This window comes from Micromonospora sp. CA-244673, assembly GCF_050948395.1.
Classification (GTDB): Bacteria; Actinomycetota; Actinomycetes; order Mycobacteriales; family Micromonosporaceae; genus Micromonospora.
The window spans coordinates 5,460,731-5,481,113 of the sequence record NZ_CP192019.1 but is presented as its reverse complement, the minus strand read 5'-3'; the positions used below and the strand labels follow the sequence as shown (position 1 = coordinate 5,481,113).

Annotated in this window: 20 protein-coding genes; 11 read left to right on the top strand and 9 right to left on the bottom strand. The window is 73.1% G+C overall.

Features of this window, described 5'->3' with window-relative positions:
• Positions 1–7 precede the first annotated feature (7 nt).
• Entirely contained in the window at positions 8–979 is a 972-nt protein-coding gene (gene ctaC / locus ACQP12_RS24980) for an aa3-type cytochrome oxidase subunit II (RefSeq protein WP_357939744.1), read from the top strand.
• 10 nt (positions 980–989) lie between these two features.
• Positions 990–1,415 (top strand): cytochrome c oxidase subunit 4, encoded by a 426-nt coding sequence (locus tag ACQP12_RS24975; RefSeq protein WP_357939746.1) that lies wholly within the window; start codon positions 990–992, stop codon positions 1,413–1,415.
• An 822-nt stretch (positions 1,416–2,237) separates the two neighbouring features.
• Here ACQP12_RS24975 and ACQP12_RS24970 read toward each other — a convergent pair.
• The 4 genes from ACQP12_RS24970 to ACQP12_RS24955 form a co-directional block, all read right to left on the bottom strand.
• Positions 2,238–2,447, bottom strand: a complete 210-nt coding sequence (locus ACQP12_RS24970; RefSeq protein WP_433282452.1) for a hypothetical protein — start codon at positions 2,445–2,447, stop codon at positions 2,238–2,240.
• Positions 2,448–2,566: 119 nt separating this feature from the next.
• A complete protein-coding gene (trpD, locus tag ACQP12_RS24965) occupies positions 2,567–3,613 on the bottom strand; it encodes an anthranilate phosphoribosyltransferase (RefSeq protein ID WP_433282449.1) in 1,047 nt (348 codons plus the stop codon).
• A 138-nt stretch (positions 3,614–3,751) separates the two neighbouring features.
• On the bottom strand, positions 3,752–4,150 hold the full coding sequence (locus ACQP12_RS24960) for a hypothetical protein (RefSeq protein WP_357939753.1): 399 nt from the start codon (positions 4,148–4,150) through the stop codon (positions 3,752–3,754).
• A 70-nt stretch (positions 4,151–4,220) separates the two neighbouring features.
• Positions 4,221–5,174, bottom strand: coding sequence for a cytochrome c oxidase assembly protein (locus ACQP12_RS24955; protein WP_357939755.1), 954 nt, complete (start codon positions 5,172–5,174; stop codon positions 4,221–4,223).
• A 108-nt stretch (positions 5,175–5,282) separates the two neighbouring features.
• Between ACQP12_RS24955 and ctaE the strand changes: the two genes are divergently transcribed.
• From ctaE to ACQP12_RS24930, 5 genes are all read left to right on the top strand, one after another.
• Entirely contained in the window at positions 5,283–5,882 is a 600-nt protein-coding gene (ctaE, locus tag ACQP12_RS24950) for an aa3-type cytochrome oxidase subunit III (protein ID WP_151463215.1), read from the top strand.
• Positions 5,883–5,954: 72 nt separating this feature from the next.
• On the top strand, positions 5,955–6,791 hold the full coding sequence (gene qcrC / locus ACQP12_RS24945; RefSeq protein ID WP_357939758.1) for a cytochrome bc1 complex diheme cytochrome c subunit: 837 nt from the start codon (positions 5,955–5,957) through the stop codon (positions 6,789–6,791).
• Positions 6,792–6,858: 67 nt separating this feature from the next.
• Positions 6,859–7,947, top strand: a complete 1,089-nt coding sequence (gene qcrA, locus ACQP12_RS24940; protein WP_433282445.1) for a cytochrome bc1 complex Rieske iron-sulfur subunit — start codon at positions 6,859–6,861, stop codon at positions 7,945–7,947.
• A complete protein-coding gene (gene qcrB / locus ACQP12_RS24935; RefSeq protein ID WP_433282443.1) occupies positions 7,944–9,575 on the top strand; it encodes a cytochrome bc1 complex cytochrome b subunit in 1,632 nt (543 codons plus the stop codon). The genes qcrA and qcrB overlap by 4 nt, the downstream gene beginning before the upstream one ends.
• A 210-nt stretch (positions 9,576–9,785) precedes the next feature.
• Positions 9,786–10,460 carry a DUF4142 domain-containing protein gene (locus ACQP12_RS24930; protein ID WP_433282442.1) on the top strand — a complete coding sequence of 225 codons (675 nt, stop codon included), beginning with the start codon at positions 9,786–9,788 and terminating at the stop codon, positions 10,458–10,460.
• A gap of 61 nt (positions 10,461–10,521) precedes the next feature.
• Here ACQP12_RS24930 and ACQP12_RS24925 read toward each other — a convergent pair whose 3' ends face one another.
• The 5 genes from ACQP12_RS24925 to ACQP12_RS24905 form a co-directional block, all read right to left on the bottom strand.
• On the bottom strand, positions 10,522–10,809 hold the full coding sequence (locus ACQP12_RS24925; protein ID WP_355339608.1) for an Lrp/AsnC family transcriptional regulator: 288 nt from the start codon (positions 10,807–10,809) through the stop codon (positions 10,522–10,524).
• A 52-nt stretch (positions 10,810–10,861) separates the two neighbouring features.
• Positions 10,862–11,743 (bottom strand): sugar phosphate nucleotidyltransferase, encoded by an 882-nt coding sequence (locus ACQP12_RS24920; protein WP_433282440.1) that lies wholly within the window; start codon positions 11,741–11,743, stop codon positions 10,862–10,864.
• Positions 11,740–12,279 (bottom strand): NUDIX hydrolase, encoded by a 540-nt coding sequence (locus ACQP12_RS24915; RefSeq protein ID WP_433282438.1) that lies wholly within the window; start codon positions 12,277–12,279, stop codon positions 11,740–11,742. The genes ACQP12_RS24920 and ACQP12_RS24915 overlap by 4 nt, the downstream gene beginning before the upstream one ends.
• A gap of 48 nt (positions 12,280–12,327) precedes the next feature.
• Positions 12,328–14,118: a RelA/SpoT family protein gene (locus ACQP12_RS24910; protein WP_433289435.1), complete on the bottom strand. Its 1,791-nt coding sequence runs from the start codon at positions 14,116–14,118 to the stop codon at positions 12,328–12,330.
• Positions 14,119–14,247: 129 nt separating this feature from the next.
• Complete coding sequence (locus tag ACQP12_RS24905; RefSeq protein WP_433282435.1) at positions 14,248–16,005, bottom strand: DEDD exonuclease domain-containing protein; 1,758 nt, start codon at positions 16,003–16,005, stop codon at positions 14,248–14,250.
• 126 nt (positions 16,006–16,131) lie between these two features.
• On the opposite strand from ACQP12_RS24905, the gene ACQP12_RS24900 reads away from it, so the two are divergent.
• The 4 genes from ACQP12_RS24900 to ACQP12_RS24885 all read left to right on the top strand — a co-directional run bounded on the left by ACQP12_RS24900 (position 16,132) and on the right by ACQP12_RS24885 (position 20,362).
• A complete protein-coding gene (locus ACQP12_RS24900) occupies positions 16,132–17,532 on the top strand; it encodes an NYN domain-containing protein (protein WP_433282433.1) in 1,401 nt (466 codons plus the stop codon).
• 133 nt (positions 17,533–17,665) lie between these two features.
• Positions 17,666–17,875 (top strand): hypothetical protein, encoded by a 210-nt coding sequence (locus tag ACQP12_RS24895; protein WP_357939771.1) that lies wholly within the window; start codon positions 17,666–17,668, stop codon positions 17,873–17,875.
• A 106-nt stretch (positions 17,876–17,981) separates the two neighbouring features.
• The gene (locus tag ACQP12_RS24890; RefSeq protein WP_357939772.1) at positions 17,982–19,241 is read left to right on the top strand and encodes a M48 family metallopeptidase; all 1,260 of its coding nucleotides are present in this window, start codon (positions 17,982–17,984) and stop codon (positions 19,239–19,241) included.
• Positions 19,238–20,362 (top strand): glycosyltransferase family 4 protein, encoded by a 1,125-nt coding sequence (locus ACQP12_RS24885; protein ID WP_357939773.1) that lies wholly within the window; start codon positions 19,238–19,240, stop codon positions 20,360–20,362. The genes ACQP12_RS24890 and ACQP12_RS24885 overlap by 4 nt, the downstream gene beginning before the upstream one ends.
• The last annotated feature ends 21 nt before the right edge of the window (positions 20,363–20,383 follow it).

Here is a 20,383-nt window from a genome sequence, read left to right as displayed (position 1 = left end):
GGACCAGGTGGTCGCAAGGAGTTCGGAGGTACGGCCGTCGGCCGTACGGCACAGCGCTTCCTCGGGGGCCGGCGGGGGCCGGCGGCGTGGTGCTGGTCGACTCGCCGGGCTCGGTCTCGGTGGAGCCGCGCTGCTGGTTCTGCTCACCGGCTGCGACGTCGGCAAGACGTTCGGCGGGTTCGGGTGGCCGCAGGGCGGCATCACGCCCGAGTCGCACCGGATGTACGACCTGTGGATCGCGTCCTGCATCGCGGCCCTCGCGGTCGGCGTGTTCGTGTGGGGCCTGATCTTCTGGTGCGTGATCCGCTACCGGAAGCGCGGCAACGAGCTGCCGGTGCAGACCCGCTACAACCTGCCGATGGAGTTCCTCTACACCATCGCGCCGATCCTCGTGGTGTCCGTGCTCTTCTACTACACCGCGGTGGTGCAGACCGACGTGGTGAAGGAGTCGAAGAACCCCGACGTCACCGTCGAGGTCGTCGCCTTCAAGTGGAACTGGCAGTTCAACTACCGCGACGGCCAGGGCCGCGACGCCAACACCGTCGCCTCGGTGCTGGGCACCAGCGAGGTCATCCCGGTGCTGGTCCTGCCGAGCGGCAAGTCGATCCGGTTCGAGGAGCAGTCCCGTGACGTCGTCCACTCCTTCTGGGTGCCGGAGCTGCTGTTCAAGCGTGACGTCATGCCGGGCAACGTGCGCAACACCTTCGAGGTCTCCAGCCTGGACCAGGAGGGCCACTTCGTCGGCCGCTGCGCCGAGCTGTGCGGCAGCTACCACGCCTTCATGAACTTCGAGCTGCGGGTCGTCTCGCCGGAGAAGTACGAGCAGTTCCTGGCGGCCAAGAAGGCCGGCAAGTCGACCCAGGAGGCGCTCCAGGCGATCGGTGAAGACCCGTACGCCACCGAAACCAAGCCGTTCAAGACGCGGCGCAACACGGCCAACTTCAACCCGTCCGACGCGACGGCCGGCGCGGGAAGCTGAGGGGTCCGGCATGAAGACCGAGTGGAAGATCTTCCTCATCATCGCGACGTTCCTCCTCGGCGCGGCGATTCTCTACGGCGCCTGGACGTACGGCGAGGGTGGCCGGGTCGAGTGGGTCGGCACCGTGGCGCTGCTGCTGTCCTTCCTGCTCTGCTCGATGTGCGGCGGCTTCTTCTGGTTCGTCTCGCGCCGCATCGACCTGCGTCCCGAGGACCGGGCGGACGGCGAGATCGCCGACGGCGCGGGCGAGATCGGCTTCTTCAGCCCGGGCAGCTACTGGCCGTTCGGCCTGGCCCTGGCCGCCGCGATCGCCGGTCTCGGGCTCGTCTTCTGGCAGTTCTGGCTGATCGGCCTGGGCCTCGTGACGGTCGTCTTCGCGGCCTGCGGCCTGCTCTTCGAGTACTACTCCGGCACCCGCCGCACCGCCGAGCACTGACCCGAACATCAGCGGAAGGCCCGCGCCCCCTTCGGGGGCCGCGGGCCTTCCGCTTTTCCGCCCGTCACTCGTCCGCTCGCCCGCCACGTCTCTTGTCGCCCGCGCCAAACCTCATGATCGCCCGGTGGCCAGCCCCGCCGAGCCGTTGGTCGAGCCGTTGGTGACGTCAGCTCGAAAGGCGCGTGAGCGCCACAGGCGGTCGACCGCCTCCCACTCAGTGCCTACGAACTTGATGTCGTTGGTGAATCACCATCGCGCCGCTGTGGGCGGGCCGGGTGAGTCGTTCACGTCATCAAGTTCGTAGCGGCTCCTGAGCCATGACGGGGCAGGCCCCGACGCCGCTAGCAACTTGATGTCGTTGGTGAATCACCACCGCGCCGCTGTGGGCGGGCCGGGTGAGTCGTTCACGTCATCAAGTTCGTAGTGGCTCCTAAGCCATGACCGGGCAGGCCCGAACGCCGCGAATCGCACGCCCGGGGCCTGCCGGATCGGCGGGATGCTGTTCGCGGGCCGCCGCGCGAGCGGTCAGTGACGAAGATCGGGCAACATGTTGTCGTCGACCAGACCGTGCGCGGGACTGGTGGAGCCTCAGTGTCACCGGACGGTGAGCTGACGGCCCGTCCGGTGTGGCGGTTGCGCCCGGCGCTGTTCGGTGCGGGGCCGGCCCGGGAGGCGGCAGAGCGGCCAGGTGGCGCGGCGTCAGGCGGCGCCGTGGCAGTCAGCGGTCGGGCGGCGCGGCGGTCGGGCGGGGCGGTGGTCAGGCGGCGCGGTGGTCAGGCGGCGCGGCGGTCAGGCGGCCTGGCGGTCGGGCCGGCGCCGCGGTCAGGCGGCCTGGCGGTCGGGCCGGCGGGTGGTGCCGCGGCGGTTGCCCAGGCGCGGGGCGCGGAAGGCGAAGGTGGCGATGAGCACGGCCGCTCCGCAGCCGGTGCAGACCAGTTCGGGGCAGTCGGCGCCGTGCCCGTCGACGCAGGGGGGCGCCTCGAACGGCACGACGCCCTCGCAGGTGTCGCAGTAGAGCTCGCGGTCCGACACGGGCGTCTCCTCTCGTTCCGGTGCCCGCCGGGAACCGGCGGCGCCATCGGCGGAAAACGGAAAATTACTCCCGTGTAGTTTGGCACGCCGGTCCGACAGAACCCGGACAGCACCCGGGCTCAGAGCGTGCCGGCCACCTCGAGCCAGCGCTCCAGGGCGCCGGCCGCCGCGCCCGAGTCGACCGACTCGGTCGCCCGGACCAGGCCGGCGCGCAGCGCCTCGTGCAGGTCCCCGTCCAGCGGGCCCTGCGTGGCGAGGGCGACCGCGGCGTTCACCAGAACGGCGTCGCGGACCGGGCCGGTCTCGCCGGCCAGCAGCCGCCGGACGACACCCGCGTTGTACGCGGCGTCACCGCCGCGCAGGTCGGCCAGGGTGGCCCGGGGTACCCCGAGCTCCGTCGCGTCGAGCAGCGCCTCCCTGACAACCCCCTGCTGCGCCACCCAGACGCGGGTCGGCGCGCCGGTGCTGAACTCGTCCAGCCCGTCCTCGCCGCGCATGACGATCACCGAGTCGCCCCGGGCGGCGAAGACGGCCGCCATCACCGGGGCCATCCGCGGGTCGAAGCAGCCCACCGCGCCGGCCCGGGGGCGGGCCGGGTTGGTCAGCGGGCCGAGGAAGTTGAACGCGGTGGGCACGCCGATCTCGCGGCGGACCGGGCCGGTGTGCCGCATGCCGGGGTGGAACCGGGCGGCGAAGCAGAAGCCGATGCCGGCCTCGGTCACGCAGCGCGCCACCTGTTCCGGGTCGAGATCCAGCGGGACGCCCAGGTATTCCAGCACGTCGGCCGTGCCGCACGAGGAGGAGGCGGCCCGGTTGCCGTGCTTGACCACGCGGACACCGGCCCCGGCGACCACCAGCGCGGCCATCGTGGAGATGTTCACCGTGTGGGCGAGGTCGCCGCCGGTGCCCACCACGTCCAGCGCGGCGGCCCGGATCTCCTCGGGCAGCGCCACCGGGACCGCCCGGGTCAGCATCGCCTCGACCAGGCCGCCCAGCTCGGCGGGCGTCTCGCCCTTGGTGCGCAGGGCCACGGCGAAGCCGGCGATCTGGGCCGGCGTGGCCGAGCCGGCCATGATCTCGCCCATCGCCCAGGCCGTGTCGGCGGTGGAGAGCTCCTCGCCGCGCAGCAGCGCGTTGAGCAGAAGCGGCCAGGTCCGTTCGCCCATGGCGGGCCTCCCGAGCGGGCGTGAGAGCGGGTGTGGCGTTCCGGGGCGCCGGTGCCACGGCCGCGTCGCCGTGGCGCCGGGACGACGGCTCGGAGCCGCGGCGTCAGGCGCGCCGGGGCGGGAGCCGTCGCGGGTGGCTCAGGCCGCGGCGTGGGTGCGCCGCAGCAGCTCGGCGACGGTGGTGCCGGCGGTCACCGGGTCGAGCGGGTGGGTCAGCGTGGCGTCGACCTCGGCGTACGCGGCGAGCCAGCGGTCGGCGGCGCGGGCCAGCACCACGCAGGTCGGCGGGGCGTCGTCGCGGTCGTCCTTGATCTGGCGGGCGATGCCGAGGCCGCCGCCGGGGCTCGCCTCGCCGTCGAGCAGCAGCAGGTCGATCTCGTAGTCGTCGACCAGCCGGACGCAACCGTCGTAGTCGGCGGCCTCGACGAACTCGATCTCGATTCCGGGGGCGGGCCGGGTGCCGACGGCGAGTCGCATCCGGTCCCGGACCTTCGGGTCGTCGCTGTAGAGCAGGACGGTGCAAAGACGATCGCTCATCGTGACGTGACTCCCACCTCGTAGCTGCCCGCTGATCGTAGCGGGCGTCACATCCGTACCGGATGGGTGGTCAGGCGCTCGCTTCCGCGGCGCGCTGGCGGGCCTCCTGGCGGTCCAGCTCGCGGTCCAGCCGGCGGGCCTCCCGCTCGGACTGCTTGATCCACTGGACGACCAGCACGGCCAGCATGGTGACGCTGACGAACTCACCGCCGGCCCACAGCACGCCACCGGCGACGACCTGGTCGTTGAACGGGTCCGACCAGCTCAGGTGCAGCGACGGGTACCAGTCGCCGCCGAGCAGCGTGGTGCTCTGCATGATCGTGAGCCCGAGCACGGTGTGGAACGGCACGGAGAGCAGCATGAGCAGCGCCCGCGCCGGGTACGGCCAGCGCCCGGGCAGCGGGTCCAGGCCGAGCAGCGGCCAGAAGAACACGCAGCCGGTCATGATGAAGTGCGCGTGCACGAGTTCGTGCGCCCACTCGTGCCGGAGGGTGATCTCGTAGAGGCCGGTGAAGTAGAGGGCGAACGGGTTCACCACGAAGATGGCGAACGCCACCAGCGGGAAGCTGTAGACCCGGGCAACCCGGCTGTGCACGATCGCCAGGAGCCGCTTGCGCGGGCGCACCGGCAGGGTGCGCAGGGCGAGCGTCACCGGGGCGCCGAGCGCCAGGAAGATCGGTGCGATCATGGACAGCACCATGTGCTGGATCATGTGCACCGACAGCAGGGCGGTGTCGTAGGCGCCCAGCCCGCTGACGGTGACCGCGGCGATGCCGCCGAGGCCCGGGAAGAGGAAGCTGACGGTACGCACCACCGGCCAGCGGTCGCCCCGCAGCCGCAGCCGGTACACCCCGTAGAGGTAGAGACCGGCGGCGAGCACGAGGCCGAGGGTGAGCCAGCTGTCCAGCCGGGTCTCGGTCAGGACGCGGGCCACGGTGAACGGCGGCGGGACGGCCTCGCCCCCCGCCGCGAGTGTCGCCGGAGCCACCGAGGTGGCGGCGAAGATCGGATCGACATGCAGCACGCTTTTCAGCGTAGGTCAGGCGAAGCGGGCGACCCCGATCGGGCCACTGATGGCACAGGTTTGCCACCCCGCTGATCGTCGGTCCCGGTCAAGGGCAATAATGACCGCGTGACTGCGGCCCCAGCCATTGACAAGAGCCGGATCCACTCCCTGACGCGGCCGAACATGGTCAGCGTCGGGACGATCGTGTGGCTCTCCAGCGAACTCATGTTCTTCGCGGCGCTGTTCGCGATGTACTTCTCGATCCGCGCGGCGGCGCCGGAGCAGTGGGAGAAGCACACCGAGATCCTCAACATCCCCTACGCGACCACCTTCACGGTGATCCTGGTGTTGTCCTCGGTGACCTGCCAGCTCGGTGTCTTCGCGGCCGAGAAGGGTGACGTCCACGCCCTCCGCCGGTGGTTCACGATCACCTTCGTGATGGGCCTGATCTTCGTGCTCGGCCAGGCGAACGAGTACCGCAACCTGGTGCACGAGGGCGTCAAGATCAACGAAGACGGTTACGGGTCGATGTTCTACCTGACGACCGGCTTCCACGGCCTGCACGTGACCGGCGGTCTCGTCGCGTTCATCATCTTCATGATCCGTACCACCATGGGCCGGTTCACCCCGGCGCAGGCGACCTCGGCGATCGTCGTGTCCTACTACTGGCACTTCGTCGACGTCGTGTGGATCGGGCTCTACGCCATGATCTACTGGCTTCAGTGATCTTGGCGCGTCACGTATCGCGCCGCTGCTCCGTCCCCTGAGACAAGGTCCAACCGGTTAAGGACACAGGTCATGACTTCTGACAACGACCGCCGACGCGGTCTGCTCGCGCGCCTGCGCGGGCGGCCCGTAGCGCGCAGCAGGGGCCGCCGCCGGCTGGGTGCCGCGGTCCGGCTGGCCGCCGCGCTGATGCTGGCCGGCGGCGCCTACACCGCCTTCGCCCCCGGTGTGCAGGCGCAGGACAACCCGCCCCTGAGCGCCGCCGCCAACGAGGGCAAGGCGCTGTTCGACGTGAGCTGTGTGACCTGTCACGGTCGCAACGCCCAGGGCGTCGAGGGACGCGGGCCGAGCCTGATCGGCGTCGGGTCGGCCTCGGTCGAGTTCCAGGTCAGCAGCGGTCGGATGCCGATGGCCCGGCAGGAAGCCCAGGCCATGCGCAAGCCCCCGCAGTTCACCGACGAGCAGGTGCGCCAGCTCGGCCAGTACATCCAGGAGCTCGGCGGCGGCCCGCAGGTGCCGCAGGGCAACAACCTGCACCAGAACGCCGACATGGCCGCCGGTGGCGAGCTGTTCCGGATCAACTGCTCGCAGTGCCACGCGTTCGGTGGCGGCGGCGGCGCCCTCTCCTCGGGCAAGTACGCGCCGAGCCTGCGCCCCGCCAGCGACCGGCAGATCTACGCCGCCATGCTGAGCGGCCCGCAGAACATGCCGGTGTTCGGCGACAACCAGATCACTCCGGAGCAGAAGGCGGACATCATCGCCTACATCCAGGAGACCCTGAAGCACGACCAGGACCAGGGCGGCTTCAACCTGGGCCGGTACGGCCCGTCGACCGAGGGTCTCGCGATCTTCCTGGTCGGCATCGTCGCGCTGGTCTTCACGAGCCTGTGGATTGCGGGCAAGTCGTGACCGAGCGGATCATTCGTTTCAGTGCTGTGGCACCGACCCCCGGCGCCACCCGTAGCGAGGTGACGGCATGAGCACCCACACCGAGCACCAGGCCCAGCAGGGCCCGGAGCCGCTCGACGTGAACGACCCCCGGCTCTCCCGGTTCGACATCGTCGAGGAGGGCGCGCGGCGGGACGACATCGAGATCGTCCACTACGAGCAGCAGGTGGTCCCCGGCAGCAAGGCGGAGCGCCGGCTGACCCGTACGGTCGCGTCGATGTTCTGGCTCACGTTCCTGGCCGGCCTGGCATTCCTGGTCATCTACATCTGGTGGCCGTGGAAGTGGGAGGCCGGCCGCGGCGGTGACAAGTACTACACCCCGCTGCTCGGCGTGACCCTCGGCGTCGCCCTGCTCGGCATCGGCTTCGGCATCCTCACCTGGGGCAAGAAGCTGCTGCCGAAGGAGGTCTCGATCCAGGACCGGCACGACCAGCCCGGTTCCCCGGAGGATCGGAAGATCACCGGCGAGACCATGCTGTACATGGCCGACGAGCTCGGGGTGAAGCGCCGTCCGCTGCTCGGCGTCTCGCTGATGGCCGGTCTGCTGCCGGTCGGCGCGGTCGTCGCGGCGCCGCTGGTCGGTGGCCTGATCTCGCAGCCGCACAAGAACAACCAGATGTTCACCACCGGGTTCAGGCCGGCCTCGGACGGCAAGAAGATCCGGCTGATCCGGGAGGACGGTCGGCCGATCCGCCCGGCGGACGTCAGCGTCGGCGGTCAGCTCACCGTGTTCCCGGGCATCGAGGGCGGCGTCAGCAACAAGCACGCCGACTCGCCGACCCTGCTCATCCACCTGCGCGAGGACGACGCGCAGAAGTCACGCGCCGCCAACGCGCGCAAGGGTCACGGCGACTACATGTGGGGCAACTTCGTCGCGTTCTCCAAGATCTGCACGCACGCCGGCTGCCCGGCCAGCCTCTACGAGCAGCAGACCAACCGCCTGCTCTGCCCCTGCCACCAGTCGCAGTTCCTCATCACCGACAACGCCATGCCGGTCTTCGGCCCGGCGAACCGGCCGCTGCCGCAGCTGCCGATCGAGGTGGACGAGGAGGGCTTCTTCGTGGCGAGGTCCGACTACACCGAGACCATCGGTCCCGACTTCTGGGAGCGGCCATGAAGCGCCGAAAGTTCGATGCGGCCGCGCTGCCGGCCAAGACCGCCGGGGCGGTGGACGACCGCTTCCAGGTGGCCACCCCGCTGCGCAAGCTGCTGAACAAGGTCTTCCCGGACCACTGGTCCTTCCTGCTGGGCGAGATCGCGCTCTTCTCGTTCATCGTCCTGCTGCTGACCGGTGTCTTCCTGACCTTCTTCTTCGAGCCGGCGATGACCGAGGTGGTCTACGACGGCAGCTACGCCCCGCTGCGGGGCACCCCGATGTCCGCCGCGTACGCCTCCAGCCTGGACCTGTCGTTCGACGTCCGCGGCGGTCTGATCATGCGGCAGATGCACCACTGGGCGGCGCTGCTGTTCATGGCCTCGATCGTGGTGCACATGCTCCGGATCTTCTTCACCGGCGCGTTCCGCAAGCCGCGTGAGACGAACTGGATCATCGGCTCGCTGCTGTTCTGGGTCGGCTTCCTGGCCGGCTTCACCGGCTACTCGCTGCCGGACGACGGCCTCTCCGGCACCGGTCTGCGGATCGCCTCGGGCATCATCCTGTCGATCCCGGTGATCGGCTCCTGGGTGAGCTCGTCGATCTTCGGCGGGGAGTTCCCGGGCACCATCATCATCAGCCGCTTCTTCATCGCCCACGTGCTGCTCATCCCGGGTCTGCTGGTGGCGCTGATCAGCGTCCACCTGGGCCTGGTCTTCAAGCAGAAGCACACCCAGTGGCCCGGCCCGGGCCGGACCAACGAGAACGTGGTCGGCGAGCGGATGTTCCCGCGCTACGCGCTCAAGCAGGGCGGCTTCTTCATGGTCGTCTTCGGCGTGATCGCGCTGATGGGTGGCCTCTTCCAGATCAACCCGATCTGGTACTTCGGCCCGTACGAGGCGTGGGTGGTCTCGGCCGCCAGCCAGCCCGACTGGTACGTCATGTTCCTCGACGGCTCGACCCGCCTCATGCCGGCCTGGGAGATCTCCATCCCGATCGGCGACGGATACGTCATCCCGCCGCTGTTCTGGCCGACGGTCGTGCTCCCCGGCATCCTGGTGGGCCTGTCGACGATGTACCCGTTCCTGGAGGCGCGCCGCCTCAAGGACTACCGGCACCACAACCTGCTCCAGCGGCCCCGGGACGTACCGGCCCGGACCGCGGTGGGCGCCATGGCGGTCGCCTTCTACGTCGTGCTGACCCTCTCCGGCGCCAACGACGTCATCGCCGACAAGTTCCACATCAGCTTGAACGCGATGACCTGGGCCGGCCGGATCGGCCTGCTGGTCGTCCCGCCGCTGGCCTACTACGTCACCTACCGGCTGTGCCTGGGTCTCCAGCAGCACGACCGGGAGGTGCTGGCCCACGGCGTGGAGACCGGCATCATCAAGCGGCTGCCCGACGGCCGGTTCGTCGAGGTCCACCAGCCGCTGACCCCGACCGACGGGCACGACGGCCACGGCCCGGCGCTGGACTACGTCGGCTGGGTGGTGCCGAAGAAGATGAACCGGCTCGGCGCTCTCGGCCCGGCCATCCGGGGCTTCTTCTACCCGATCGAGAGGCCGGCCGAGGCGCCGGTCTCGCCGGGACACCCGCCGGTCGAGCCCCGACCGGAGCGGGAGGAGATCGGCAGCGGCGAGAGCCGCCGCTGACCCGCCCGGATACGACCGACCGTGGCGCCCGCCGGATCACCGGCGGGCGCCACGGCCGTTTTCCGGCCCCACCGTCCCGTTCCGCCCGAGGGACGCCGGTCGGCCCCGCTCCGGTGTCCCGCCACCCCCTGACACGGACGGGTGGAATCGCAGGAATAACCCCGGTCAGCCGGGTATCCGTGCGGTCCGACGTCTCAAGGGGGGGAAAGCATGTTGGGAATCAAACGCCTGGGCCTGCTGGCCGCGCTGGTGCTCGTGGGACTGGCGCCAGCCGCCGCGGCCCAGGCCGCGGCGCAGCCGTCGACGCAGGACACGCAGTACCTGCAGGCGGTGCACCAGGTGAACCTGTTCGAGATCACCGCGGGTAACCTGGCGCAGCAGAAGGGCCAGAACCAGCAGGTCAAGGACCTGGGCAAGATGTTCGTGACGGACCACACCCAGCTGGACCAGACGGTGCAGTCCACCGCCCAGCAGCTCAACGTCCAGCTGCCGGCCGACCCGACCGCCGATCAGCAGAAGGTCCTCGACCGGCTGAACAACCTCAGCGGCGCCGAGTTCGACAAGGCGTGGGTGACCGCCCAGTTGGCCGGCCACGTCCAGGCCATCCAGGCCACCCAGACCGAGATCTCGCAGGGTTCCGAGCAGTCGGTGATCCAGCTCGCCCAGGACGCCCTGCCGATCCTCCAGGCGCACTACGACGAACTGGTGGCCCTCGCGCAGACCCTGGGCGTCCCGGTCCCGCAGACCAGCGCCAGCGGTACGCCCAGCCCGGGCGGCACCACGTCGACGGCGCCGGGTGGCACCGAGTCGCCGGCTCCGGGCGGCACCGGCACCGAGGAGCCCGCTCCGGGCACCACGGAGACCCCGGCGCCCGGCCAGAGCTGACGCGTACGACCGACGGTGGCCGGTCCGCCCTGCGGGGGCGGGCCGGCCATCCGCGTGCGGGTCAGTCGGCGCTGGCCAGCCCGATCGCGAACGCCTCCTCCAGGTCGTGCTGGGAGTAGGCGCGGAACGCGATGTGTGACTCGGTGTTGATCACGCCCGGCACCTTGGAGATGCTGCCGGCAATGACCTGGGCGATCTGCTCGAACTCGCGGACCCGGACCATGGCGATCAGGTCGACGTGCCCGGCCACCGAGTAGACCTCGCTGACGCCGGGCAGGTTGGCCAGCGTCTCGGCGACCTCGGGGATGGAGTCGGTGGCGCAGTCGATCAGCACGATCGCGGTGATCACGGGACATTTCTCCGTTCGTCGGCGTCGAGGCCCATGCTAAGGGCTGGGTGGGTCACCGGGCCGCCGGGACGGTCAGGTCGGCGCCCGCCCGGATCACCCGGCTGAGGCGTTCCCCCGCGGCGACCGTCGCGCCGGGCCAGACGACCGAGCGGTCCACCGTGCCGCGGACCACCGCGCCCGCGCCGACCACCGAGCGCGTCACCTGCCCGTCGACGGTGGCGGACGGGTCGACCAGGCCGCCGGGGCCGGCCGCGTGCAGGTTGGCCGCCAGGTAGTCGGCCGGGGTGCCGGTGTCGTAGAAGGTCCCCGGGTAGGGGACCACGGTGAGCGCGCCGGCCGCCTCCGCCGGCCGCCAGACCGCCCGGACCAGGTCGCCGAAGGTCGGCGGCAGCTCCCGGACCAGCCGCCACGGCAGCAGCGAGAACCCCACGAACCGGTGGCCGTCGAAGGTGCCGGGGGCGGCCGGGTCGTCCGCCGGCTGGCCGAGCAGGCGTACGCTCCGCCCGTCCCAGCCGTCCAGCAGCGCCGCCACGTCCGGCCCCGGCGGGGCGTCCGGGTCGGTCAGGTACGCGTCGGCGTTGCCGACCAGCACCCCCCGCCCGGCGATCCAGTCCCGCAGGTTGCCGAGCCCGCCGGCGGTGCCGAGCGGGTCGCCCGGCTCGACCGACAGGTGCGCCCGGGCGTCCACGTGCGTCACCACCTGCCCGCCCAGGTAGCAGGCGTTCACCGCGACCCGGTCCAGCCCGGTGAGGCCCAGCCCGGCGAGCCGGTCCAGCGCCCGGTCGAGCAGCGGCACGTTGCCGACCGGGCAGAGCGCCTTGGGCCGGTGCGCGGTGAGCGGGCGCAGCCGGGTCCCCTCCCCGGCGGCGAGCACCACCGCGCAGACGTCCACGGCGGCCCGCCAGCCGGGTCCGGCCGCGCCGGGGGCGGTCACGCGGCGGGTGGCGCCGCCGGCGGGACCTCGCCCGCGCGCGGGCCGATCCCGTAGTACCGGAGCAGGTTGGCGGTGGCCCGGCTCAGCCGGGGCAGGTCGTCCAGCGGGTGCCAGGCGGCCTCGAAGACCTCGGCGCCGTCCACCGTCAGCTCGGTGCTGGAGGCCGGCACCTCCGCCTCGAAGACCACGTCCACCCAGCCCTTGGCGTGCACCACGGCGTTCGGCACGGCCGGGCGGAGCCGCTCGGGGGCCAGCCGGATGCCGGACTCCTCGTACAGTTCGCGGGCCGCGCCGACCACCGGCGCCTCGGCGCGCTGCAGCAGCCCGGCCGGGAGGGTCCAGCTGTGGCCGGGCGGCTGGCGCAGCAGCAGGATCCGCCCCGCCCCGCCGGCCTCGGAGTCCCGGACCAGGGTGACCGCGCCGACGATGTACTTCGGCACGGCGAGCCGGACCAGCCGGCGCCGCAGCGGGACCGGGAGCCGGTAGAAGATCTGGTAGCCGAGGGCCCGTCCGGTGGCACGCGCGCGGGGGATCATGCCTGTAAGGCTAGTGGCCGGGCGGCGCCGGCGGATGAGCGGAGCTCGCTACTGCCGGTGGTCGACCAGATCGATCAGCTGCCGGACCACCGTGTCGGGCTCCACGGTGCGGTCGAAGACCGCCACCAGCAGGGTTTCCAGGTCGGGGTAGCCCAGTTCCTCGGAGAGCCGCAGCAGCGGCAGGTCGCTGGCCAGGCCCCGGTCGTGCTTGCGCAGCGCCAGGCCGATGGTGGCGCGGCCGAGGCGGACCTTGTCGGCGATCGAGATGCCCGGCTCGGTGTGCTCGGCGAACCAGCGGTTGATCTGCATCTGCGCGTGCGGGGACTTGACGAAGCCCAGCCACTCCCGGCGCGGCCCGCGCGGCGCCACGTCGACCTCGAAGCCGCTCTCCGCGTCGCTCTCGGTGAAGATCTCCACCACGTCGCCCTCCTCCAGTTCGGAGGAGAGCGGGGCGAGCCGGCCGTTGATCCGCGCGGCGAGGCAGTGGTCGCCGCGTTCGGTGCCCAGCTCGTAGGCGAGGTCGACGGGGGTGGCCCCGGCCGGCAGCACCACCTGCCGGCCGTCGGCGACCACCTGGATCTGCGCCTCGGCCAGGTCGCAGCGCAGCGACTCCATGAACTGGGTCGGGTCGACCGTCTCCTGCTCCCAGTCGAGCACCCGGCGCAGCCAGGCCAGCTCGTCCACCCGGTCGTCGGCGCGGCCGGTGGCGCGGGGGAAGCGGTAGTGGGCGGCCACGCCGTATTCGGCGGAGCTGTGCATCTCCTCGGTGCGGATCAGCACCTCGACGGTCCGGTCCTGCGGGCCGCAGACGCTGGTGTGCAGGGACCGGTAGAGGTTGTTCTTCGGGGAGGCGATGAAGTCCTTGAAGCGCCCCGGCACCGGCCGCCAGAGCCCGTGCACCGCGCCGAGCGCGGCGTAGCAGTCGGTGGCCGGACCGTCCACCACGATGGCGATGCGGGGCAGGTCGTAGGGCGCGGTGTGCTCGCCGGCCACCGTGTCCTTCCAGATCGAGTAGAGGTGCCGGGGGCGGGGGCCGACCTCGGCGTCCACCCGGCTGCGGCGCAGGGCCACCCGCGTCTTCGTCACCACGTCGTCGAGGTAGGCGTCCCAGCCCGGCCGGTCGTGCACGAACCGGGCGATCCGCGCGTGCTCCTCCGGTTGCAGGTGCAGCAGCACCACGTCGTCGAGCTCGCGTTTGAGGGTCTGGATGCCCAGCCGGTCGCAGAGCGGGACGAGCACCTCCTGGGTCTTGCGGGCGATCCGCTCCCGGGAGGCGGCCGAGCGGACCCCGAGGGTGCGCATGTTGTGCAGCCGGTCGGCCAGCTTGATGATCAGCACCCGGACGTCCTTGCCGGCCGCCACGATCATCTTGCGGACGGTCTCCGCCTCGGCGGCCTTGCCGTAGAACGCCTTGTCGAACTTGGTCACCCCGTCGACCAGGTGGGCCACCTGGCCCCCGAAGTCCTCCTGCAGCGCCTGGAGGGTGTAGCGGGTGTCCTCCACGGTGTCGTGCAGCAGCGCGGCGACCAGGGTGGTGGTGTCCATGCCGAGGTCCGCGCAGATCTGGGCGACCGCGAGCGGGTGGGTGATGTACGGCTCGCCGCTCTTGCGGAACTGGCCGCGGTGCATGTTCTCGGCGATCGTGTAGGCCCGCCGCAGCACCGACGCGTCGGCGCTGGGATGGATGCCGCGATGGGCGCGGACCAGCGCGGTGACGGGATCGTTGTCGGTGGTGGGCCAGGTGAGCAGGGAGCGCAGGCGCCGGGAGAGCGGCAGGTCGCCGGGCTGGGTCGGGAGGGCGCCGCCCAGGGCGGCGCCGTGTCCGGCGTCGACGTCCACCTGGGACACCTCCTCACCCCGGCCCCCGGGGGTGCCGGGGCCGGCGACCGGGAGCAGACCCGCGAATCGGGCAGGACTGCACTTCTCTAACAGCCTAAGGGAGTTGACGTAGTCCGATCGGACACTTGGTCATGAGCGTTCGGTCGAGAGTTGGTGGGACGCGCCGTTTTCCGCCTTGGTCAGCAGGTCGCGGAACCGGCCCGCGCCGGCGACCGGCGAGGCCCATCCGGCCGACGTCTCGACCAGCCGGGTCTCCGGTCGCTCCAACCAGGACAGGATCCGCTCGGTCTCCTCGGCGGTGGCCGCCGGCACCGGACCGTGCCCGGGCAGGACCGTCTCGGCGGTGGCCCGGATCGCGGTGATGGTCGGTCGCGGGTGGACACCCGGCGGGGACACCCCGGCGCCGGCCAGCCGGCCGTGGCGCACCAGGGCCAGCTCCCAGCCGCCCCGGGCGGCCGGGCGGGCGGCGGCCAGCTCGGCGATGCCGGTCAGCGCGGCCAGGCGCTGCATCCGGACCGCCGCGCGCAGCACCGCGGCCAGCCGGCTGCGCACCACGGCGGCCTCCTCGTAGCGCTGGGCGGCGGAGAGCGCCTCGATCCGGGCCAGCAGGGCGTCCACCACCACCTGCGGGTCGTCGCGGGTGGCGGTGCGGAACGGGACGGCGGCGCGGTGGTCGTACTCCTCGGGGGTGATCAGGTGCTCGCAGGGCGCCGGGCAGCGACCCAGCTCGGCCAGCGCGCAGGCCGGCATGGTGGTGCGCCGGGACAGCCGGTGGGTGCACTGGCGCAGCGGCACCGCGTCGTGGAACCCGGCAGCGGCCAGCTCGGCGGCCTGCTTGGACCGGAACGGGCCGAGGTAGGCCGAGTCGGTGGGGGCGAGGTCGCGGACGATCGACAACCGCGGGTAGGCCTCGTCGGTCAGCTTCAGCCAGACCTGGCGCTCCGGGTACTTCGACCGCCGGTTGTACGGCGGCCCGTGCGCGGCGATCAGCCGCAGCTCGCGCACCTCGGCCTCCAGCGAGTGGGCGCACTCGACCGCCTCCACCCGCTCGGCGGCGGCCAGCATCTCCGAGATCCGGGCCCGTTTCTCGGCGGCCGTGAAGTAGCTGCGCACCCGGGTGGCGATGTCGCCGGAGGTGCCGACGTAGAGCGGCCGGTCGTCGGCGGCCCGGAAGATGTAGACGCCGGGCACCTTCGGCAGCCCCTCGGCGAGGTGCCGCTTCCGGCGCTGCGTCGGGGTGACCGCCCGGGCGAACTCGATGGCCTCGCCGATGGTGTCCACCCGGTGCCCGCCGAGCCGGCCGATCAGCCCGTGCAGCACGTCGACGGTGGCCTTGGCGTCGTCCAGCGCCCGGTGGGTGGGCTGGGTGGCGGTGCGGAAGTAGGCCGCCAGGGTGCCCAGCTTGCGGTTGGGCACCTCGTCGCGGGTGAGCACCCGGCGGGCCAGCGCGGCGGTGTCCAGCACCCGGGGGTTGGGCCAGCGGTAGCCGTGCTTCGCGCAGGCGGCCTTGAGGAAGCCCACGTCGTAGGGGGCGTTGTGGGCGACCAGGACGGCGTCGGTGACGAACTCCAGGAAGCTCGGGAGCACCTGCTCGATCGGCGGCGCGGGAAGCAGCATGGCCTGGGTGATCCCGGTCAGCACGGTGATGAACGGCGGGATCGGCACCCCCGGGTTGACGAGGGTGGCCAGCACGCCCAGCTCCTCGCCACCGCGCACCTTCACGGCGCCGATCTCGGTGATCCCGCCGCCGTCCGGCGCGCCGCCGGTGGTCTCCAGGTCGACCACCACGAAGGTGGTCGCGTAGAGCGGCAGCGCGGGGTCGACCCCCGTGCCCGCCACCCGGTCCAGGCCGGCCAGGGCCTCCTGGACGTAGTCCGCTCGCGTCACGCCGGCACGCTAGCGGCGGGGTCCGACACTCCCGTCCCGGCAGCCCCACGGGTCACGCCGGCGGTAGGATGAGAGATCGGCTCACTCACCGGGCGGTGGGCCCGTTCGGGGTGGGAGACTTGCCACATGCCCCTCACCGAGCCGCACGACGACCACTCCTCGGCGGAGGAGTCGCTGGTCGGCGCGCACGACGCCGGTGAGACCCCCGCCGCGCCACCCGAGCCGGAGCCCACCCTGCCCGAGCCGGTCCGGCAGCGGATCGTGACGCTCACGGCCGCGGTGCTGCCCGGGCTGGCCGCCGACGAGGTGCCGGTGCCGCTGCGCCGGGTGGCCAAGTTCGCCCCCAACCGGCGCGCCCGGCTCGGCGCCCCGGCCATCGCCGCCCAGCTCACCGCCGACCCGCTGTTCCGGCAGCGGGTCACCGCCCGGGTGCTCGCCGACGCCGGCGACCTGGGCGCGGCCGTGGTGGAGGGGACCGCCCCGGCGGCGGCCGACCCGGTCGAGGTGGCCGCCCTGGCCTACCTGGCCCGGCCCCGGGGCTGGCGCGAGCTGATCGAGGCCAGCGGCGCCGCGGTGCGTGCCGAGGCGGACAGCGCGGTGGTCGCCGAGCTGGTCCGCGAGGCCGAGCAGCGGGCCACCCGCGCCGAGCACGACCGGGCCGTGGCCCGGGTCGAGGCGGAGAAGCTCCGCGACGAGCTCGCCCGGGTCCGCGAGGAGCTGGGCCAGCTCCGCGAGGAGGCCCGGCAGATCACCCGTACCCTGCGGGAGACCCAGGCCCGGGAGCGCAAAGCCACCGAGATGCTGGCCACCGAGCGCGGCCGGGCCGCCCGCGCGGCCGCCGACGCGGACGCCGAGCTGCGCCGGGCCCGGGCCCGGCTGGCCGAGGCGGAGGCCGCGGCCGGGGTGGCCCGGGTCAGCGCCAAGGAGGCCCGGTCGGTCGACGAGGCCAGGCTGTGGCTGCTGCTGGAGACGATCGGGCAGGCCGCCGTCGGGCTCCGCCGCGAGCTGGCCCTGGACCCGGTGGACAAGCTGCCCGCCGACTTCGTCGCCGACGCGTTCGCCGACCAGCCCGGTGCCACCCCCGCCGGGGCCGCGACCCGGGCCCGGGACACCGACGACCCCGCCCGCCTCGACCAGCTGCTCGCCCTGCCCAGGGCACACCTCGTGGTGGACGGCTACAACGTCACCAAGCGCGGTTTCGGCGAGATGTCGCTGGAGCAGCAGCGCAAGCGGCTGATCACCGGGCTGGGCGGGATCGCCGCGCAGACCGGGGACGAGGTCACCGTGGTCTTCGACGGCGCCGAACGGATCCACGGGCTGCCGCCCGCGCCGCGCGGGGTGCGGGTCCTCTTCTCCCGCAAGGGCGAGACGGCGGACGAGCTGATCCGCCGTCTGGTCCGCGCCGAGCCGGCCGGGCGGCCGGTGGTGGTGGTCTCCTCCGACCGCGAGGTCGCCGACGGGGTACGCCGGCACGGCGCCTACCCGCTCGGCGCCGACTCGCTGCTGCGGCGGCTCGCCCGGTCCTGACGGCGATGATCGGGTTCGGGGTGGGTGCTGCCTCGTTGTCCGGTTCTGTCACACCCCCGGCCTAGCCTTCTGGTGACCGACGGTGGTGGGCACCTCTCCTGTCCGCCACCGGCGACCTGTCAGGAGGCGTTGGATGCTCATCGACTGCGACACGTGCGGGATCCGGGGCGCCGGGTGTTCCGGCTGCCTGGTGACCGCGTTGCTCGACACCGGCGCCGCGGCGGCCGACCTGGGCCCCGCCGAGCACCGGGCGATCGAGGTGTTCGCCCGGGCCGGCTTCGAGGTGCAGGTGCTGTCGGCCCCGCCCGCTCCCCGGCGTCGGTCCCGCCGCCGGGTCGCCTGATCCCGCCCGGCCACCACGGCCACCCTGCCGCCCACGGGCCTTAGGATGAGCCCTCACGGCGGGAGGGGAGCGGCATGGACCGGGTAGGGCGCGACGGGGTGGGTCGGTGACCCCGCGCGGCTGGGCGGTGCTGACCCTGGCCGGGCTGGCCGTCGCGCTGCTCGTCGCCGGGGCGCTGCTGGTGCCGTGGACCCGGCCGCCGGCGCCCCGCGCCGACCAGCTCGCGGCGCTGCGCGCGCTTCCCGTCGACCAGGTGGCCCGGGGCCGGGCCTTCCACGGGGCGCTGCGCCCGGCCGGCTGGTCGGCGCTCGCCGTCGGCCTCGTGGTGGCCCTGCTGCTCGGGCTCACCCCGCTCGGCAGCCGCCTGGTCGAGCTGGCCGGCCGGCCCCTCGGCGGGCATTGGACCGCCCAGGCGGTGCTCGGCGGGCTGGCCGTGATGTTCCTCGCCGACCTGCTCACCCTGCCCTTCGCCGCCTGGCGGCAGACCGTGCTGACCCGCTACGGGCTGAGCACCCAGGGCTGGGGTGGCTGGGCCGTCGACCTGCTCAAGTCGTACGCGGTCAGCGCGGTCATCGGCGCGCTCGTCCTGCTCGGCTTCTACACCGTGGTCCGGCTCTCCCCGCGCTGGTGGTGGGCGTTCGGCGCGGCCGGGGCCGCCGCGCTCGTGGTGCTGCTGTCGTTCGTGCTGCCGGTGCTGGTCGAGCCGGTGTTCAACCGGTTCACCCCCATGGAGCCCGGCCCGCTGCGCACCGAGCTGACCAGCCTGGCGGCCCGCGACGGGGTCCCCGTACGCGACGTGCTGGTCGCCGACGCCTCGCGGCGGACCCGGGCGGTCAACGCGTACGTCTCGGGGCTGGGGCCGACGCGGCGGGTGGTGGTCTACGACACCCTGCTGCGCGAGGCGGACCCGGCGGAGGTGACCAGCGTGGTCGCCCACGAGCTGGGGCACGCCAAGGACCGGGACGTCTGGACCGGCACCCTGACCGGTGCGCTGGGTGCCGCCGCCGCGGTGGTGGCCCTCTATCTCATCGGGTCCTGGGCGCCGCTGCTGCGGCTGGCCGGCGTCGACTCGATCGCCCAACCGCGGGCGTTCCCGCTGCTGCTCGCGCTGGTCACGGTGGCCGGCCTGCTGGCCACGCCGGCGCAGGCGCTGGTCTCCCGGCGGGTGGAGGCCCGGGCCGACGCGCACGCGCTGGCGCTCACCGGTGACCCGGCGACCTTCGAGGCGATGCAGCGCCGCCTGGCCGGGGTGAACCTGGCCGACCCCGACCCGCCCCGCTGGGAATACCTCTGGTCGGCGTCCCACCCGTCCACCGTGGAGCGGATGGCCGCCGCCCGCGCCTACGCCAGGGAGTCGGGCCGATGAGCCGCACCTTGCTGATCACCAACGACTTCCCGCCCCGCCCCGGCGGCATCCAGTCGTTCGTGCACCACCTGGCGGTGCGGCAGCCCCCGGGCTCCGTGGTGGTCTACGCGTCGAGCTGGCGGGGCGCGGCGAAGTTCGACGCCGACCAGCCGTTCGAGGTGGTCCGGGAGCGCACCAAGGTGCTGCTGCCCACCCCGCTGGTGGCCCGCCGGGCGGCGCGGCTGGCGCGGGCGTACGACTGCGACACGGTGTGGTTCGGCGCGGCGGCCCCGCTGGGGCTGCTCGCGGCGGGCCTGCGCCGGCGGGCCGGGATCCGTCGGGCCGTGGCGCTCACCCACGGCCACGAGGCCGGCTGGGCCACGCTGCCCGGCGCCCGGACGGCGCTGCGCCGGATCGGCCGGGGCGTGGACGTCACCACCTACCTCGGCGAATACACCCGGGTCCGGCTGGCCCGGGTGCTCGACGGGGTGACCGAGCTGCGCCGGCTCGCGCCGGGCGTCGACGTGGACACCTACCACCCGGCCGTCGACGGCGAGCGGGTGCGGCTGCGGCTGGGGCTGGCCGACCGGCCGGTGGTGGTGTGCGTCTCGCGGCTGGTCCCGCGCAAGGGGCAGGACATGCTCATCCGGGCGATGCCGGAGATCCGCCGCCGGGTGCCGGACGCCGCGTTGCTGGTCGTCGGCGGCGGGCCCTACCGGGCGACGCTGGCGAAGCTGGCCCGGCAGACCGGGGTGGAACGCGACGTCGTGTTCACCGGCTCGGTGCCGTCGGCCGAGCTGCCCGCCCACTACGCCGCCGGTGACGTCTACGCCATGCCCTGCCGGACCCGCAACCGGGGGCTGGACGTCGAGGGCCTGGGGATCGTCTACCTGGAGGCCAGCGCGACCGGGCTGCCGGTGGTGGCCGGCGACTCGGGTGGCGCGCCGGACGCCGTCCGGGAGGGCGAGACCGGCTACGTGGTCCGCGGCCGGGACGTGGCCCAGCTCGCCGACCGGGTGGCGACCCTGCTGGCCGACCGGGACCTGGCCCGCCAGCTCGGCGCGGCCGGCCGGGCCTGGGTGGAGCGGGAGTGGCGCTGGGAGACCCAGGCCGAGCGGATGGCGGCCCTGCTCGCCGGCTGACCCCGGGGCGGACCCGCCGGG

Bases quoted from the DNA above. Each gene is read 5' to 3' on its own strand.
- ACQP12_RS24975 (WP_357939746.1), top strand. From the start codon at position 990: ATGAAGACCGAGTGGAAGATCTTCCTCATCATCGCGACGTTCCTCCTC.
- trpD (WP_433282449.1), bottom strand. From the start codon at position 3,613: ATGGGCGAACGGACCTGGCCGCTTCTGCTCAACGCGCTGCTGCGCGGC.
- ACQP12_RS24960 (WP_357939753.1), bottom strand. From the start codon at position 4,150: ATGAGCGATCGTCTTTGCACCGTCCTGCTCTACAGCGACGACCCGAAG.
- qcrC (WP_357939758.1), top strand. From the start codon at position 5,955: ATGACTTCTGACAACGACCGCCGACGCGGTCTGCTCGCGCGCCTGCGC.
- qcrA (WP_433282445.1), top strand. From the start codon at position 6,859: ATGAGCACCCACACCGAGCACCAGGCCCAGCAGGGCCCGGAGCCGCTC.
- qcrB (WP_433282443.1), top strand. From the start codon at position 7,944: ATGAAGCGCCGAAAGTTCGATGCGGCCGCGCTGCCGGCCAAGACCGCC.
- ACQP12_RS24930 (WP_433282442.1), top strand. From the start codon at position 9,786: ATGTTGGGAATCAAACGCCTGGGCCTGCTGGCCGCGCTGGTGCTCGTG.
- ACQP12_RS24915 (WP_433282438.1), bottom strand. From the start codon at position 12,279: ATGATCCCCCGCGCGCGTGCCACCGGACGGGCCCTCGGCTACCAGATC.
- ACQP12_RS24900 (WP_433282433.1), top strand. From the start codon at position 16,132: ATGCCCCTCACCGAGCCGCACGACGACCACTCCTCGGCGGAGGAGTCG.
- ACQP12_RS24895 (WP_357939771.1), top strand. From the start codon at position 17,666: ATGCTCATCGACTGCGACACGTGCGGGATCCGGGGCGCCGGGTGTTCC.
- ACQP12_RS24885 (WP_357939773.1), top strand. From the start codon at position 19,238: ATGAGCCGCACCTTGCTGATCACCAACGACTTCCCGCCCCGCCCCGGC.